Here is a 15012-nt window from a genome sequence, read left to right on the forward strand (position 1 = left end):
GTGAGGGGATGAGTTCTGATTTTTTAGGGCATTGATATTAGACGGTGACGGCGACTGTCAGAAATCCACAACCCATAGCTGACATAGCCAATCAATAAGTCGGCTGACAATGTTTACTGGTTCCAAGCGATCCTTCTGAATGAAGGGGTGGATACGAAAATGAGTCGCGGTGTCATTTTCATAACCTTTGGCAGTTGGTTTTTTCTTACCGATTGCTGTCGGTAATATCTTTTCCGCCTGGGGCAAATACTTCAGTTGCCAGCGGATGAACTAGGCTCCAAAAACAACACCGCAGATCGAAGATACAGTGCGTAAGGTCGATACGACCAGAATGCTGATGGGTACCAACTGACCATTCTTCGGAATCCGGCATCCCTGATCGCTACCACCCGGAGTATGCTCCGTGAGTATCAAACAGCCCCTGCTGGCTCTTCTGTTGCTCGCGTTGCTGTTTGGCGGCTGTACGACACTCGATGTCCCTCACGAAACCAGTCAGGCCTTGCCTGCGAGCGATTCGGCGTTCGGTCGTTCTATCCAGGCCCAGGTAGCCCCCATCAGGGCCAATCGGGCTTTCGCTTGCTATCCGATAGTGCCGAGGCTTTCACAGCCCGCGCCGAGCTGATCCGTAACGCCCAAAGCAGCCTCGACTTGCAGTATTACATCGTCCACGACGGCATCAGTACGCGGATACTGGTGAGCGAACTGCTTGACGCCGCCGACCGCGGAGTCCGCGTGCGGATTCTGCTCGATGACACGACCAGCGATGACCTGGACCGAATTATCGCGACGCTGGCTGCCCACCCGCAGATTCATGTCCGCGTGTTTAATCCACTGCATCTGGGCCGCAGCACCGTCGTGACGCGAACGATGGGCCGGCTGTTCAACCTGTCGCAGCAGCACAGGCGCATGCACAACAAATTGTGGGTGGCGGACAACAGCGTGGCAATCGTCGGAGGGCGCAATTTGGGGGACGAGTATTTCGATGCCGAACCCAACAAGAATTTCACCGACATCGACATGCTCAGTGTCGGCCCGGTTGCAGAACAGTTGGGGCATAGTTTTGACCAGTATTGGAACAGTGCTCTGAGCACGCCGATAGAGCAGTTTCTCTCAACCAAGCCGACAACCAAGGACCTGAAAAATACCCGGACCCGACTGGACGAATCCCTGGAGGAAACGCGTAAACAGAATCATGCTCTCTACCAACAGTTGACGACCTACACCACTCACCCACGTCTGCATGTCTGGCGCCGCGAGCTGATCTGGGCCTGGAACAAGGCGATGTGGGATGCACCGAGTAAGGTCTTGTCGAAGGGCGAACCAGCCCCGTACTTGCTGTTGACCACCCAGTTGGCACCCGAGCTTAACGGGGTCACCAGGGAGCTGATCATGGTTTCCGCCTACATGGTGCCCGGCCAACCGGGGTTGGTGTACTTGACCAGTCGTGCCGACGCTGGCGTGTCGATCAGCTTGCTGACCAACTCACTGGAAGCCACCGATGTGCCCGCTGCGCACGGTGGTTACGCCCCTTATCGCAAGACCTTGCTGGAGCATGGTGTGCAGTTGTTCGAATTACGCCGCCAGTCCGGCGACAATGGCGACAGCGGACCACACCTGTTTCACAGCGGATTTTCCAATAGTTCCGATTCCAGCCTGCATAGCAAAGCGATGATTTTCGACCAGCAGAAAGCTTTTATCGGTTCGTTAAATTTCGACTCGCGCTCATTATTGTGGAACACCGAAGTCGGGGTGTTGGTGGATAATCCGCAACTCGCCGGACGGGTGCGCGAGCTGGCCCTGGAAGGTATGGCTCCACCTCTCAGTTATCATGTCCTGCTGGAAAAGACACAGCTGGTCTGGGTCACCGAGGATGACGGCAAACAGCATACGTTGACCACGGAGCCGGGGAGTTGGTGGCGACGCTTCAGTTCGTGGCTCAGCAGCTGGATCGGGCTGGAAAAAATGTTATAGCGAAAAAATTTTGGCGGTAACTTCATTCATTTAACGTTCAGAACGAGGATGAATCATGCGGATGTGGATAGGTGGCACGGCGCGGCTTATCAGCCAATTGATGATCGCTGCAGGCATTAGCCTCATCGCAATCGTCACTGATGTGCAGGCTCAAGCCACACCTCAAACCACTCAAGAGATAAAGGGCTTGCTGGATTTTGTCGAACACAGTGAGTGTCAGTTTGTGCGCAACGGGAGCGAATACCCAGGTCCCCGCGCTCGGGCGCATCTGGAAAAGAAGCTGAATTATCTCGAAGGCAAGAACATGGTGAACAGTGCAGAAGACTTCATCGATCTTGCTGCCACTGAAAGCAGCATGAGTGGCCGCGCCTATGAGGTGCGATGTTCGGAAGGCGTAGAACCGGCAAGCATCTGGTTGAAGCGGGAACTACAGAGGCAACGGCAACTTCATTGATTTTGTGCCAGCCCTCATCACCGACTGGATATCCGGTTAGCGGCAAGTCGAAGGCACCACCGCCCTAAGAGTTGGGGGCAAGGACAGTGTGTTGGCCAGACAGTTACCATTTGGTGGGTGAACGGAGGCGTCCCGATCTGCCTTTAAGTACGAGCGTCACGGGACGCCAGAGGCGTCATCGCTGGCTAGCTTCAGGGTCGCTTAGCTGAGTATCAGCGACCTGCTTTGGGGCCGCTTTCTTCTCGGCGGCTGTTTTCGCCATCAAAATCACGAAACCTCCGGCAACAGCACAGACCCCCAGCAGTAACAGCGATGTGCGGTAGTCCGAAGAGAAGGACCGGGCGTATCCAACCAGAAGCGGGCCAAGGAGTTGGCCGATGAAGGTTCCTCCCCGCTGACCACCGCAACTGCCGGGATAGCCTTTCGAATCGGAAAAATCTCGGTTAATCGTGAGAATACGAGTGGCGTCAGCATTTTCAGCGTAAAGCCCATTGCGATAAACAGAGCAATCTGCAGCCAGTACAAGTGTGTTGGCACGAAGGCGGCACAGAGCATGATCAGTCCGGTAATCACCGTCGGAATCGCTGCGTGCAGTCGGCGTTCTTGATTATGCCTATCGGAGCGTCGGGTGATGTACCAGACGCCAAGCATGGTCATCAGAAAAGGGGCCCCCGATAGCACACCGATCACGAATTCGTTCAGGTCGCTATAGGATTTGAGGATGGTTGGCAGCCACAAGGTGATGCCATACAGCAGGATGTTGCTTAGCCCAAAACCTAACGTCAACAGCCATACCACCGGCTCGTTGAACACTTTCCACCACGTGTCAGACTGAGCATGACCATGGCTGTTCTGTTCCGCCGCAAGTTCTGCTTCTATGGCATTCCTGTCAGCGTCAGGTAGCCACTTCGCTGCCTGCAAGTTGGGTGGGATCATTACAAACCAGACCAGACAAAACAGCCAGGCTGGCACGCCTTCGATGATCAGCATCAAACGCCAGTCGTAATGCGCAAGAATGGCCCCGGAGACAGGGCCGGCAAGAAAGCCGCCTAGAGGTACGGCAAGGTTCCAGATGCCAAAGGCACGGCCGCGCTCAGGTTTAATAAACCATTGCGCCAAGAGCATCGACACCGCTGCATAGATCGGGCCTTCGGCAAGACCAAGAATGAACCGCATGGCCATAATCTCTTCGCTTGTACGAGCGAAACCGGTGGCGATGGCGGCAGCCCCGAAAAGGAAAAGGCACCACCCGATTAGCCGTCGCGAGCCAAAGCGCAGAGCCAGAAAAGCGCCGAGCACCTGAGTGATCACATAGCCCCAGGCAAAGGCAGCGCCAATCCAACCGGCTTCTACCGGGGTCAGATTTAAATCCACAGCCATATAAGGCAAGGCCATGGCGATATTTGCACGATCGAAGAACGAGATCGTGTACATAATCATTACGGCGGGCATGATTACTTGCCAGCGTTTAACGCCCAAGGCTGTGCCCGTTATATTTGTGTGGGTCATATGTCACCAGCTAATTATTATAATGTTTTAGGAGCGTCGTTTGCTTAAAGTTTGCGACGTATAACGTTCTCTTCACTGGCTCTGATTAATCGCGCAAAAAATCAACGCTGTCAGCTCCATAGGTCTGGAGATGTTTCATAGGTTTATCCAGAGCCAAACTAGTCAATCTATGCTTAGGCATGTCTCAAGAAATCACTGCTGAACATACAACTGCACTAATGGCGTTCGGACGATTATTTCTCTGAAGCGTAGTAATGGATTTATTTAAAGTGGGGTTGATAGATTTCGCGCACTCTTGCTTTATGCATAAAGTGAGTGCAGGCATAAACAATCACATTATTAGAAGTGATAAAGGATTATCTCGATACCTTTGAATAGCAGCCTGCTGCGGGGCTAAATCCTTGCCGCACTGTCAGTGTGTACTCCCAGCAACCCGTAGGGAATCTACTTCTCCCAAACAGGGTGTTAACTAAATCACAACGCTTCTAATCCTGGGGTTTGCAATTGTTAACACCCACTGTCATCCACAGAGGTCTTTGATGAGCACTGAAACGAGCCCGGCCAGCTTTGCAAGAGTAACGGGCCCAATGAGTCCTGCGCATGCAGGAGGGGATCTTCCAGTGTCAATATCCGCTACCCAGCGGATCTACGCGTCCGCCGAATGATCGACATTGTCGCTCGCTGAAATCTGAGCTTGCGGCTTCATAATCGTTATCAACGCCTTGATGCACCCAGGGAGCGCGTCGAAGTCGCGTACCAGAATGCTTCTTTCCCTCACTGCCCACGGCTCATCCAAAGCCAGAATAGACAAGTTCATGGTCTTGCTATGCCGTTTTGCTGCCGATTCCGGGATGACGCCTATTCCAACTCCTGCTTCCACCATTCGGCAGATCGACTCAAAACTGGATACTTGGATTCTCCAGTTGACGTGAGTGCCCAGTTTTTCCGCCTGCTCCTTCACGAAGTCCTGCAAGGTACTGCCGGCATGAAGCCCTACCTGGTGGAACTTCAAGGTATCGGAGAGCCTGACCGGGCTGGCGATGTCCAGCTCGTGGCCGCTCGGTACGATAACAACCAGCTTGTCGGTGCTGAAATGTATTGCCTGAAGCCCCTTGGCAGTGATCGGCCCTGCAATGATGCCCATGTCCGTAGAGCCATCCAGAACGCCTCGCACAATGTCCCGTGACATTCGTTCCTGCAGATCGACCGTTACTCCAGCATTCTTGGCCAAGAATCCAGCCAGGATCTCTGGCAGAAATTCCGTGACGGCAGTGCTGTTGGCAAAGATGCGAATGTGGCCAGAAGTACCTTCCGAATACTCTGCAAATTCGGCTTTCAGATAGCCCACTTGCCCCATGATCAACCTGGCGTGCTTGAGTAAGCGCTGCCCCGCATCCGTGAGTTCTACGCCTTTGCTGTCCCGGTAGAACAGCTGTGAGTTGAGCTGGTACTCCATTGCTTTGATCCGAACGCTGGCAGCAGCCGGTGACAAGAAGGCCCGTTTTGCGCCTTGGCTCAGCTTTTGTGCTTCAGCAATGTGGATGAAGAGTTTTAGGTCGGTTAAATCAAGATGCATTTGCAGCCCCAGGGTCGTTAATCGTTCGTCACAGCTAAACGCACTGTTTGGAAAACGCAACTTCACAGAACATCAAGAGCCTCTCATGATCGGGCCAGAACGACAACTTCTTGGCGATAGTGATGGCCTTTGAACCTTCAGCACTCCCATTAGTTGCTATTCATCGTGAGGAGGCTGTGAGGTTGTTCCTGCCTCTGCAGATTGTGCGCTTCCTGGCCTCAACGGCCAGGCGTTTCAAATCCACGAATATTAAAGTCGGTGTGCAGGGCGTCGGCCTCAGGCACTTGGCTTCAGCGTTAGCTTGAGGATTAATAATGCCTACCCAAAAATCTCCTGCCCGCCCGCTTGATGGCATCACTGTTGTGAGTTTGGAACACGCCATTGCAGCGCCATTTTGTACTCGGCAATTGGCAGACCTGGGTGCCCGAGTCATCAAGGTCGAGCGGCCAGGTGTCGGTGATTTTGCGCGCGCTTATGACACCCGCACCAAGGGCCTTGCCTCTCATTTTGTATGGACCAATCGCTCAAAGGAGAGCCTTTCCCTTGATCTGAAAAAAGAAGGCGCTCAGTCCATTCTCGATCAGTTGCTGGAGAAAGCCGACGTGTTCGTTCAAAACCTCGCGCCAGGAGCTGCTGCCAGAATGGGGCTCTCTTTTGAAGAGCTTCATGCCCGCTTTCCACGCCTCATCGTCTGCGACATTTCCGGGTATGGGGAGGGTGGGCCCTATGAACAGAAGAAGGCCTATGACCTGCTGATCCAGAGTGAGAGCGGATTTTTGTCGGTGACCGGCGGCCCCGGTGCCGCCGAGCTGGCGAAGGCCGGTTGTTCGATCGCAGACATCGCCGCCGGCATGTACGCCTACACAGGAGTCCTGTCTGCCCTGCTGTTGCGAGAGAAAACCGGAACTGGGAGTTGGGTCGACGTCAGCATGCTCGAAAGTCTTGTTGAATGGATGGGATACCCTCTCTACTACTCCTTCGACAATGCCCAACCTCCCGCGAGAGCTGGCGCCTCCCACTCCACAATCTACCCCTATGGACCGTTTCCAGTGGGCGACGGCGGCACTGTAATGCTGGGCCTGCAAAATGAGCGCGAGTGGGCTCTGTTTTGCGAAAAGGTACTGCTTCAGACACCGCTGCTTACTGACGAGCGATTCATTTCAAATACCAAGCGCTCTGAAAATCGCGATCCGTTGCGCGCGATCATTGTCAAAGCATTCTCAGAGTTGACCACTGACGAAGTCGTAGCCCGATTGGACGATGCTCCGATCGCAAATGCTAAGGTCAACGATATGCACGATGTCTGGAAGCACCCGCAACTCCAGGCTCGAGGGCGCTGGACGGAGGTCGGGAGCCCATCCGGTACTATCCCGGCGCTACTCCCGCCAGGCACTAATTCGGCGTTCACGCCTCGTATGGATCCCGTGCCGGCGTTGGGCGAGCACACTGAGTCGATCCTCTCGGAACTGGGCTATCAGGCTGCCGATATCAACCATCTCAAGCAGGCGGAGGCGGTGTGATGCAATTGGATAGCATTCTGCGAAGCGCACTGTTTGTTCCTGGCAGTCGGCCTGAACGGTTTTCGAAGGCAATCGCGAGTGGCGCCGACATCGTCATCGTGGACTTTGAGGACGCCGTCGAGGAAGAACTCAAAGCTCAAGCCCGTGATCACCTGGCAACTTACCTGACTGAAAATCCAGGCACCTCGGTTGTCGTGCGCATCAACGCTTCAGGCCACCGCATGCATCGTGATGACATCGACTTTTGTGCCAGTCATCGAGGTGTCGCTGCGGTGCTGCTTGCCAAGGCGGAAACGCTAGAGCAGATTCATGTCGTCGCCAAATCCGAGAAGCCAGTCTGGCCACTGATCGAAAGCGCGCTCGGTCTTGCAAACCTGAAAGCGATCTCGGCAGCGCCTGCGGTGCAGCGTCTGACTTTCGGTGCGCTCGACCTCGCCTTCGATCTTGGGCTGCGCGCTGCTAGCGGTGCGGCCTACCGTATCTTTGATCAAGTGCGCTATCAGCTCTTGGTCAATAGCGCAGTCCATCATCTGGCGAAACCGCTCGACACGGTGTTTCCCAATATCGGCGATCCGGCCGCGCTACGTTCATTCGCGCAGGACGCCCGCGATTTGGGGTTTGCGGGGATGCTCGCCATTCACCCAAGTCAGGTAGCGGTGATCCATGAGGTGTTCACGCCTTCTCAAGGGGAGATCGATTGGGCTCGGCGCGTCATCGACGCAGCACAGAACGCTCCTGGGGCCTTCAGGCTCGACGCAAAGATGATCGACGCGCCGGTCATTGCCGAGGCACGGCGCATAGTCGCGTTCTACTCCTCCTGAATTACCTCGTTGGCACGAGCGATTCGATCACACCCTCCAAGCGTTGGCTCATGTCGCCTAGAGCGCGTAGTTCGAAGAAGGCCACGATACCGTGCGGCTTCAGTTTTTGTTTGATCTGGAAGTACGGCTCTCCCATTTTATGTACGGCTTGATGTCGGAACTGCGCGCTATCACGCAGCCCATTAAGCGGGGTCAAGCGTGACTGTCCGTGAATAGCCCCTAGTTTCGTAGTCACATGGAATGGCTGCTTCTGGCTGTGGATTCAACCGGTCGCGACGGGCAGCAATCGGCGCCATAGCGCGCTATTGCGCTGCATTTCCCGTCGATCACAACGGGGCTGTAAACTGACCGTACAAAAGTCGTTGCCTCCTTGAGTTCCTCCAACGGACAACGACTGCTTATTTACGAACTCAAACAAGAGACCCTCATGGCAAACCACGACATCACCTTCACCCCCGACCCTGACGCGGACTCCATTTCCTCGGACGTCGCCGGTTTCGGCGGCTTGTTGGTCTCCACCCAGATCCCGACCCGCGCCGACGGCAGCCTGGAACTGGGCGGCATCATCGAGCAGAGCGAGTGCACCTTGCAGGCGCTGAAGGTCGCGCTGGAGCGTGCCGGCAGTTCCATGGACCGCGTCATGCACCTGACCATCTACCTCACCGACATGGCCGACCGCGCGGCGTTCAACGAGGTTTACAAACGCTTCTTCGCCAAGCCTTGGCCGGTTCGCGCCGCGGTTGGCGTGGCGTCACTCGCGGTTGAAGGCATGCGTGTAGAAGTCACCGCGATAGCCGCCAAGGGCTGAGTCGGTGGACGGATCCCGGAGGTGGCTAGCGCCTCCGATGATCGGTATCGGCAGCCAAGCTATCTTCAATCGGCCAGCGCCTTTCCAGGTATTCAGTCAAATAATTCATAAACGCTTTGACCTTGGGTGTGATGGCTGCGCGTTCCTGGACGCAGGCATAGATATCAAGCGGTTCTGCGTAGGCATAAGTCTCAGCGTGGCGATGCTCAAACAAAGGAACAAGTTGGCCACTTTCGAGGCAAGGCGCCGCCACGAACTCTGCCAGGCGGGTAATCCCCGCGCCGCGGATCGCCATTTGGGCTAGGGCGTCAATATCGTCACTGATCGCGGTGGCATTGATCGGCGCGTCGTAACGTTGCCCCTCCCGGATAAAACCCCAGCGCAGAAAACGTCCATCCAGCGGGTAGCGAAACGCCAGGCAGGCGTGCTGTTGGAGCTCCTCTGGAGAGTGTGGCCAGCCGACTCGTTCCAGATAGGCGGGGACGCGCAGATGATAAATGGCACTGAAACGATCTTGCGGGCGATGATCCCTTCTTCCAGTTGTGGCTTGATTCGCAGGCTCAGATCAATGCCTTCCTGAATATGATTTATCTTGCGATCGGTGGTTGAGAGTTCAAGGATCAGGCGTGGATAGCGTGCCGCGAAACCCGCGATGACCGATGCCATCACATGCCGCCCGAACGCGCAGGTAGAGGCGATGCACAGTCGCCCTTGAAGTTCGGTCTGCGCGCTGGTGATTGCGCTGTGCGCCGATTCGAGATCACGCGCAATGTGCTTCACTTTTTCGTAATACATCGTGCCGCTCTCGGTCAGCGCCATGCTTCGTGTGGTGCGCTGGAGGAGGCGCGTGCCCAGGTGAGTTTCCAGGCGATTGACGGTCTGGCTGACGGCCGCGGCACTGACGCCCAGGGTTTTGGCTGCACCGACGATGGAGCCCGCTTCAACGACCTTGATAAAGCTGTCTATCGCGCCTAGCAGGTTCATTTTTGGCCTGGAGTTATTCGTAAGTTTTTATTTATAAAGCACTCACAGATAGCCGTCTAGTTGCAGGCTATTGACCTTGTTAGGGTACTTGGCACTTATTAATCGACGATCAACAAGGTCTGATATGAATCCAGAAACCTCCTCAAAAGTCCGGTTCTCAAGCCAGCGCAAACTCTCGGTCCGCACGACGCCTTATGTTTTTGCACTGTACATGGCGGCGATCATGGCGCTGTTGATGTCATTCGTGATTACGGCGGCAAACTCCGGCATTGAAACGGATTATCTAAGCAATGCGCTGCACGCCTATAAGTTGGCGATGCCCGTGGCATTTCTGTGCATCCTCGTTGTTCGCCCCGTCGTGATCAAACTGGTGTCGCTGACGGTACATCCACATCATTGAGGGCGCACCGGTCTGCAATCAGTGGTCTTTTAGCCAGCGAGCAGCGGCGTCGGCGGTCGTTTCAGGCCCCGTGTTAAACGCGATTGATGCGTGGGGCGCGCCTTTGTGTACGGCGTTAATGATGACTTCGAAAAGCGAAAGACTTTTTGGCGGCAGGCGAACGCCAGCGCCGATGACCACACAGTCGTAGGTCGTGGTTGCCAGTTGTTTATCCAGCATGAGGCTGGCGGTTGCGTCGGGTGGGATCAAGCAAAGGTCGGCCTGCCATCCCCGGTCCGCCATGGTCGCCATGCCAACCGCTATGCCTGCATGTATCTTCTCGACATTCAAGCCTGGCGGTAGGGCCGGATCAGAGAAATCGACGGTTTCCGGCGTCTGCCCAATGAACAATATCTGTGGCATGTGAGTTCACTCCACGTTGACGCAAAAGCCAGAGGCGGCTCATTCGAGCCGCCGCTGTTCAGTGATTACCCGCGCCTGGGCAGTTTCCAGCCTGGCCGGATGAAGTGACAGGTGTAGCCGTTGGGCAAGCGTTCGAGGTAGTCCTGGTGTTCCGGTTCGGCTTCCCAGAACGGACCGGCCGGGGTGATCTCGGTGACCACCTCGCCGGGCCAAAGGCCAGAAGCGTCGACATCGGCCACGGTGTCTTCGGCGATCTGTTTCTGCGCCTCGCTGAGGTAGAAGAGGGCAGAGCGGTAGCTGGCGCCCATATCGTTGCCCTGGCGATTCTTGGTCGTTGGGTCGTGGATCTGGAAGAAAAACTCAAGGATCTGGCGGTAGCTGATCTGCTGCGGGTCGAACACGATCTCGATCGCTTCCGCGTGGTTACCGTGGTTGCGATAGGTCGCATTCGGCACATCGCCGCCTGAATAACCCACCCGCGTGGAGAGCACGCCGGGGAAACGTCGCAGCAGATCCTGCATGCCCCAGAAGCAGCCACCGGCCAAAATGGCGGTTTCGGTTTGCGTCGTCATGGATGGTCATTCCCCTCAGTGAAGTGGCGCGTTACTGATTGATGGTCGGGCTGTTGAACTGGTCGGAGTAACTGCCGTCCATGAGCGAGGATGCCACCCGATCCGAACCTATTCCACTGCGCGAGTATGCAAGACGAGCAGATCCGACGTGATTGGTGCCATCGGATGCGACTGCGCCTGCACCGACGTGATCGGACCCATCCGCTGCGACTGCACCGGCCCCGACGTGATCGGAACCATCCGCAGCGACTGCGCCAGCCCCGACATGATCGGAACCATCCGCCGCGACTGCGCCAGCCCCGACGTGATCGGAACCATCCGCCGCGACTGCGCCGGCCCCGACGTGATCGGAACCATCCGCCGCGACTGCGCCGGCCCCGACGTGATCGGAACCATCCGCCGCGACTGCGCCGGCCCCGACGTGATCGGAACCATCCGCCGCGACTGCGCCGGCACCGACATGGTCGGAACCATCCGCAGCGACGGCCCCGGCACCGACGTGATCGGCACCATCCGCCGCGACTGCGCCGGCCCCGACATGATCGGCTCCATCTGCCGCGACGGCCCCGGCACCCACATGATCAGCCCCATCCGCCGCCAAGGCTCGCGCCTCCGCAGCCCAGGCTCCGGGCATTACCACCGCCGCCGCGAGCGCCAATACAACGCCTGAAAAAAGCTTATGTTTCATGATGTTCTCCATAACCCATCAGCCACAAAGCCATTGAGCACGGCCGGTCGTTTGATCCAGGGAGACACGACGCACGGGCTCGGACTGATTACGTTGGCGATTGGCACGGGTGCGCCGCACAGCGCACAGGTGTCGACGTGTTGCATGACACACAGATAACCAACTCAATAGTATAGATCGCCAGTGGCGACTGGCCTGAACCGGTGACCATCGGACATCGCGCGCTTCGGTAATCAGCATCGAGAGAATCGCCGCACAGGGGATGTCCCACTCGATCCACACGCATTGGGTCTGCATTTACGCGCACAATGCTGACGCGACGCTGACTCGGGCCAAGTATCCATTTCGGCCCCAACGCAAAGGACGGCCCTGTGAATACCCTCGTTGTTTTTAAACCGCTATTCGACACCCTGAAGTGGCTGCTACCGCCGGTGCTGCTGATCTGGGTTCTGATAAAACTGCTGAAAACGCCCTGGTTTAAAGGCTGGTTCGGTGAACTATTGGTAGTTTTTTTTGCACGCTATTGTCTGGATCGCCAGATCTACCGCCGCTTGCATAACGTGACACTCGACACTCCGGATGGCACCACGCAGATCGACCATGTGTTCCTTTCACCTTTCGGCGTCTTCGTGCTGGAGACCAAGAACATGCGCGGCTGGATCTTTGGCAGCGAAAACCAGGCGCAGTGGACGCAACAAATCTTCAAGCAGCGTTTCAAATTCCAGAACCCGACGCGGCAGAACTACAAGCACTTGAAGGCATTGGAGGTAGCGCTGGGTATCGGGCCAGAACACCTGCATTCGGTGATTGCCTTTGTCGGCGCGAGCACCTTCAAGACCGAGATGCCCGCCAACGTCACCCAAGGCATGCGCTTCATCCGCTACATCAAATCCTTCCAGCAACCGGTGTTCAGCGAGGAGGAGGTGAGGGCGATGCTGCTAGCCTTGCAAACCGGGCGTCGAGCGCCAACGCTGGCGACCGGGCGGGAACATGTGCAACGACTTAAGCAGCGCAGTGATCCGATGGCGTTGCGCCAATGTCCACGTTGTGGGAGTGCGTTGGTGGTTCGTGCATTCAAGAGTGGCCCGAAAATCGGTCAACAGTATTGGGGGTGTAGTGCATTTCCCAAGTGTCGGACCATGCAGCCGATTGTCTAGCGGACGCCTGCCGGCCAATTCTTTTGGCTGAATTGGTCACGGCAGTCGTCGATTGCTTATTGGCGCACTAAAAAAATACAGCTATCCATTGCCGGAGATTGACATGCAACTCAGCCGCGCCAATCTGGCGGACTTCATCTACTTCCTGGCCATCGCCCGTCATCAGAGTTTCAATCGTGCTGGCCTGGAGATGGGCATCAGTGCTTCTGCGTTGAGCCATGCGATCAAAGGCCTGGAAAGTCGGCTTGGGGTCCGCCTGTTGAATCGCACCACACGCAGCGTAACGCTGACCGCCGCAGGCGAGGAGTTGCATGCGCTGATCAGCAAACCCATCGATGACATCGGCCAGGCGATGGAAGTGCTCAATCGGTTTCGCGACGCGCCGGCGGGGCGCATTCGCCTGAACATTCTGAGTGATGCGGCGGATCTGCTGCTGGGCCCGGTGCTGCCGATTTTCAACGAGCGCTATCCGGAGATTGAGATCGACCTGACGGTTACCAACCGCATGATCGATGTCATTGGCGGCGGTCATGATGCGGGTATCCGCTACGGTGGCACGGTACCGGAAGACATGATCGCCCAGCGTCTGTCGCCGGACATTCGTTGGGTCGTCGCGGGCTCGCCGGATTACCTGGGTCGCTTTGGTGTGCCGCTGCACCCTCAGGACTTGCTCCGGCATCGGTGCTTGCGCATACGGTTGGGCAATGATCGCATGTACGACTGGGAGTTCGACAAAGGCACCGAGCACCTGGCAATCGCTGTGCCCGGCGCAATCACTATCGACGAAACCCGTGTCGGTCTGTCGCTGCTACGCCACGGCGCGGGGTTGATGTATGCGCCCGAACCGGTCATCACGCCACTGGTCGAGCGCGGCGAGGTCCAGCGTGTACTGGATGACTGGTCCAGTCTCGCACCGGGTTTTCATATGTACTATTCAAGCCATCGGCAACTGCCGATGGGGCTGCGCTTGCTGATTGATCTGATCCGCGAAATGAAGCCGCTGGGGGAGTAGAGGTCGACCAGACCTTTTCTCCTGCTTGAAAGGACGATTCAACAGCCTACTTAGTCCACGAACAGACGGCCCCGAGACCGCATGAAGCGATGAGCATGGCTCATCAATCTCACCTCGCATCAAGATCCTCCTGCACACCCCTCAAGACACTGCGCTTGACTGATTGATGAGCGCTGTTCATCGACGCATCTCGTTTCCCCCCGGTATTCATCGCCGCCGGTGTTGGTTAGCGTGCACTGCATCAGATCTATTCAAACGTGATGTTGAGGAATGTATTGATGAGTTTTTCATTTGAAAATCAGGTCGCACTCGTCACCGGTGCCGCCTCCGGTATCGGATTGGCGACAGCCAAGGCCTTTGCCCAGGCCGGTGCGTCGGTCGCTTTGGCGGACGTGAACGGGGAGGCGGCGCGGGCTGCCGCCGAGGAATTGGTTCGCGCCGGTTTTAAGGCCATTGGCATCCGTTGTGATGTCGCCGACGTCGATCAGGTCGAGGCCATGGTCAAGGAGACCGTCGCCACCTTCGGGCGTCTGGACGCAGCGTTCAACAATGCCGGCATTCAAAACATCCTGGCGGAAATGGCTGACGCTACCGTCGACGATTACGACAAAGTCATGTCGGTCAATCTTCGTGGCGTGTGGAGCTGCATGAAGTTTGAGTTACTGCACATGCGCCGGCAGGGCAGCGGAACCATCGTCAACTGCTCGTCTCTCGGTGGGTTGGTGGGCGGCGCCGAGCGGGCCAACTATCACGCCGCCAAGCACGGCGTCATTGGCCTGACCAAAAGCGCAGCGCTTGAATATGCGGCGCGCAACATTCGGGTCAATGCCGTGTGCCCCGGGCTGATCTGGACGCCGATGGCCGATCAGATGGTCGCCGCAGGTCAGGGCGAAGCGCTTGAGGCGATGGTCAAGAGTGTGCCGATGGGCCGCCATGGCCGACCTGAAGAAATTGCCGATGCCGTCCTGTGGCTGAGCAGCAACACCTCAAGCTTTGTCACCGGCCAGTCGATTTCCGTCGATGGCGGATTCGTCATGCGTTAAGCAAGGGCGGGTGCCCCACCGAGGTTGGGCGCGCCAGGAAGCGGCTTCGGCTTGAATGAATTGTCCGGCCGCGTCCTCGTGGTAGGTGCCATCGG

Annotated in this window: 13 protein-coding genes and 3 pseudogenes; 10 read left to right on the top strand and 6 right to left on the bottom strand. The window is 56.7% G+C overall.

Translation table 11 applies throughout. From position 1 onward, the window contains the following. Nucleotides 1-403 precede the first annotated feature (403 nt). Together JFV26_RS29480 and JFV26_RS29485 are read left to right on the top strand one after the other, a co-directional pair. Nucleotides 404-1971, top strand: a pseudogene (locus JFV26_RS29480) (phospholipase D family protein). A gap of 55 nt (nt 1972-2026) precedes the next feature. After that, nucleotides 2027-2425 (top strand): DUF5329 domain-containing protein, encoded by a 399-nt coding sequence (locus tag JFV26_RS29485; protein ID WP_201197180.1) that lies wholly within the window; start codon nt 2027-2029, stop codon nt 2423-2425. 267 nt (nt 2426-2692) lie between these two features. Here JFV26_RS29485 and JFV26_RS29490 read toward each other — a convergent pair whose 3' ends face one another. Continuing rightward, the gene (locus JFV26_RS29490; protein WP_201197181.1) at nt 2693-3877 is read right to left on the bottom strand and encodes an MFS transporter; all 1185 of its coding nucleotides are present in this window, start codon (nt 3875-3877) and stop codon (nt 2693-2695) included. 703 nt (nt 3878-4580) lie between these two features. Further along, nucleotides 4581-5510 (bottom strand): LysR family transcriptional regulator, encoded by a 930-nt coding sequence (locus JFV26_RS29495; protein ID WP_201197252.1) that lies wholly within the window; start codon nt 5508-5510, stop codon nt 4581-4583. Nucleotides 5511-5824: 314 nt separating this feature from the next. Between JFV26_RS29495 and JFV26_RS29500 the strand changes: the two genes are divergently transcribed. Together JFV26_RS29500 and JFV26_RS29505 are read left to right on the top strand one after the other, a co-directional pair. Then, complete coding sequence (locus tag JFV26_RS29500) at nt 5825-7030, top strand: CaiB/BaiF CoA transferase family protein (RefSeq protein WP_201197182.1); 1206 nt, start codon at nt 5825-5827, stop codon at nt 7028-7030. Then, nucleotides 7030-7851, top strand: a complete 822-nt coding sequence (locus JFV26_RS29505; protein WP_201197183.1) for an HpcH/HpaI aldolase/citrate lyase family protein — start codon at nt 7030-7032, stop codon at nt 7849-7851. The genes JFV26_RS29500 and JFV26_RS29505 overlap by 1 nt, the downstream gene beginning before the upstream one ends. Nucleotides 7852-7861: 10 nt before the next feature. On the opposite strand, the pseudogene JFV26_RS33885 reads toward JFV26_RS29505, so the two are convergent. Beyond that, nucleotides 7862-8031, bottom strand: a pseudogene (locus tag JFV26_RS33885) (DNA polymerase V subunit UmuC); the annotation flags it as partial. A 247-nt stretch (nt 8032-8278) separates the two neighbouring features. On the opposite strand from JFV26_RS33885, the gene JFV26_RS29510 reads away from it, so the two are divergent. Then, complete coding sequence (locus JFV26_RS29510) at nt 8279-8659, top strand: RidA family protein (protein WP_201197184.1); 381 nt, start codon at nt 8279-8281, stop codon at nt 8657-8659. 25 nt (nt 8660-8684) lie between these two features. On the opposite strand, the pseudogene JFV26_RS29515 reads toward JFV26_RS29510, so the two are convergent. Beyond that, nucleotides 8685-9643, bottom strand: a pseudogene (locus JFV26_RS29515) (LysR family transcriptional regulator). A 124-nt stretch (nt 9644-9767) separates the two neighbouring features. On the opposite strand from JFV26_RS29515, the gene JFV26_RS29520 reads away from it, so the two are divergent. After that, nucleotides 9768-10043, top strand: coding sequence for a DUF2798 domain-containing protein (locus JFV26_RS29520; protein ID WP_201197185.1), 276 nt, complete (start codon nt 9768-9770; stop codon nt 10041-10043). A gap of 18 nt (nt 10044-10061) precedes the next feature. Here the strand turns inward: JFV26_RS29520 and JFV26_RS29525 are convergent, their stop codons facing one another. Together JFV26_RS29525 and msrA are read right to left on the bottom strand one after the other, a co-directional pair. Then, nucleotides 10062-10445, bottom strand: a complete 384-nt coding sequence (locus tag JFV26_RS29525) for a hypothetical protein (RefSeq protein WP_201197186.1) — start codon at nt 10443-10445, stop codon at nt 10062-10064. A gap of 65 nt (nt 10446-10510) precedes the next feature. After that, nucleotides 10511-11017 (bottom strand): peptide-methionine (S)-S-oxide reductase MsrA, encoded by a 507-nt coding sequence (gene msrA, locus JFV26_RS29530; RefSeq protein ID WP_201197187.1) that lies wholly within the window; start codon nt 11015-11017, stop codon nt 10511-10513. A 148-nt stretch (nt 11018-11165) separates the two neighbouring features. Here msrA and JFV26_RS29535 point away from each other — a divergent pair, with 148 nt between their 5' ends. The 4 genes from JFV26_RS29535 to JFV26_RS29550 all read left to right on the top strand — a co-directional run bounded on the left by JFV26_RS29535 (nt 11166) and on the right by JFV26_RS29550 (nt 14917). Further along, on the top strand, nt 11166-11687 hold the full coding sequence (locus JFV26_RS29535; RefSeq protein ID WP_201197188.1) for a hypothetical protein: 522 nt from the start codon (nt 11166-11168) through the stop codon (nt 11685-11687). Nucleotides 11688-12115: 428 nt separating this feature from the next. Then, the gene (locus tag JFV26_RS29540) at nt 12116-12862 is read left to right on the top strand and encodes a nuclease-related domain-containing protein (protein ID WP_207204082.1); all 747 of its coding nucleotides are present in this window, start codon (nt 12116-12118) and stop codon (nt 12860-12862) included. 103 nt (nt 12863-12965) lie between these two features. Further along, the gene (locus JFV26_RS29545; RefSeq protein ID WP_201197190.1) at nt 12966-13874 is read left to right on the top strand and encodes a LysR family transcriptional regulator; all 909 of its coding nucleotides are present in this window, start codon (nt 12966-12968) and stop codon (nt 13872-13874) included. Between the two features lie 278 nt (nt 13875-14152). Next, nucleotides 14153-14917 carry an SDR family NAD(P)-dependent oxidoreductase gene (locus tag JFV26_RS29550; protein WP_201197191.1) on the top strand — a complete coding sequence of 255 codons (765 nt, stop codon included), beginning with the start codon at nt 14153-14155 and terminating at the stop codon, nt 14915-14917. Nucleotides 14918-15012: the final 95 nt, after the last annotated feature.

This window comes from Pseudomonas sp. TH31 (genome assembly GCF_016650815.1).
Classification (GTDB): Bacteria; Pseudomonadota; Gammaproteobacteria; order Pseudomonadales; family Pseudomonadaceae; genus Aquipseudomonas.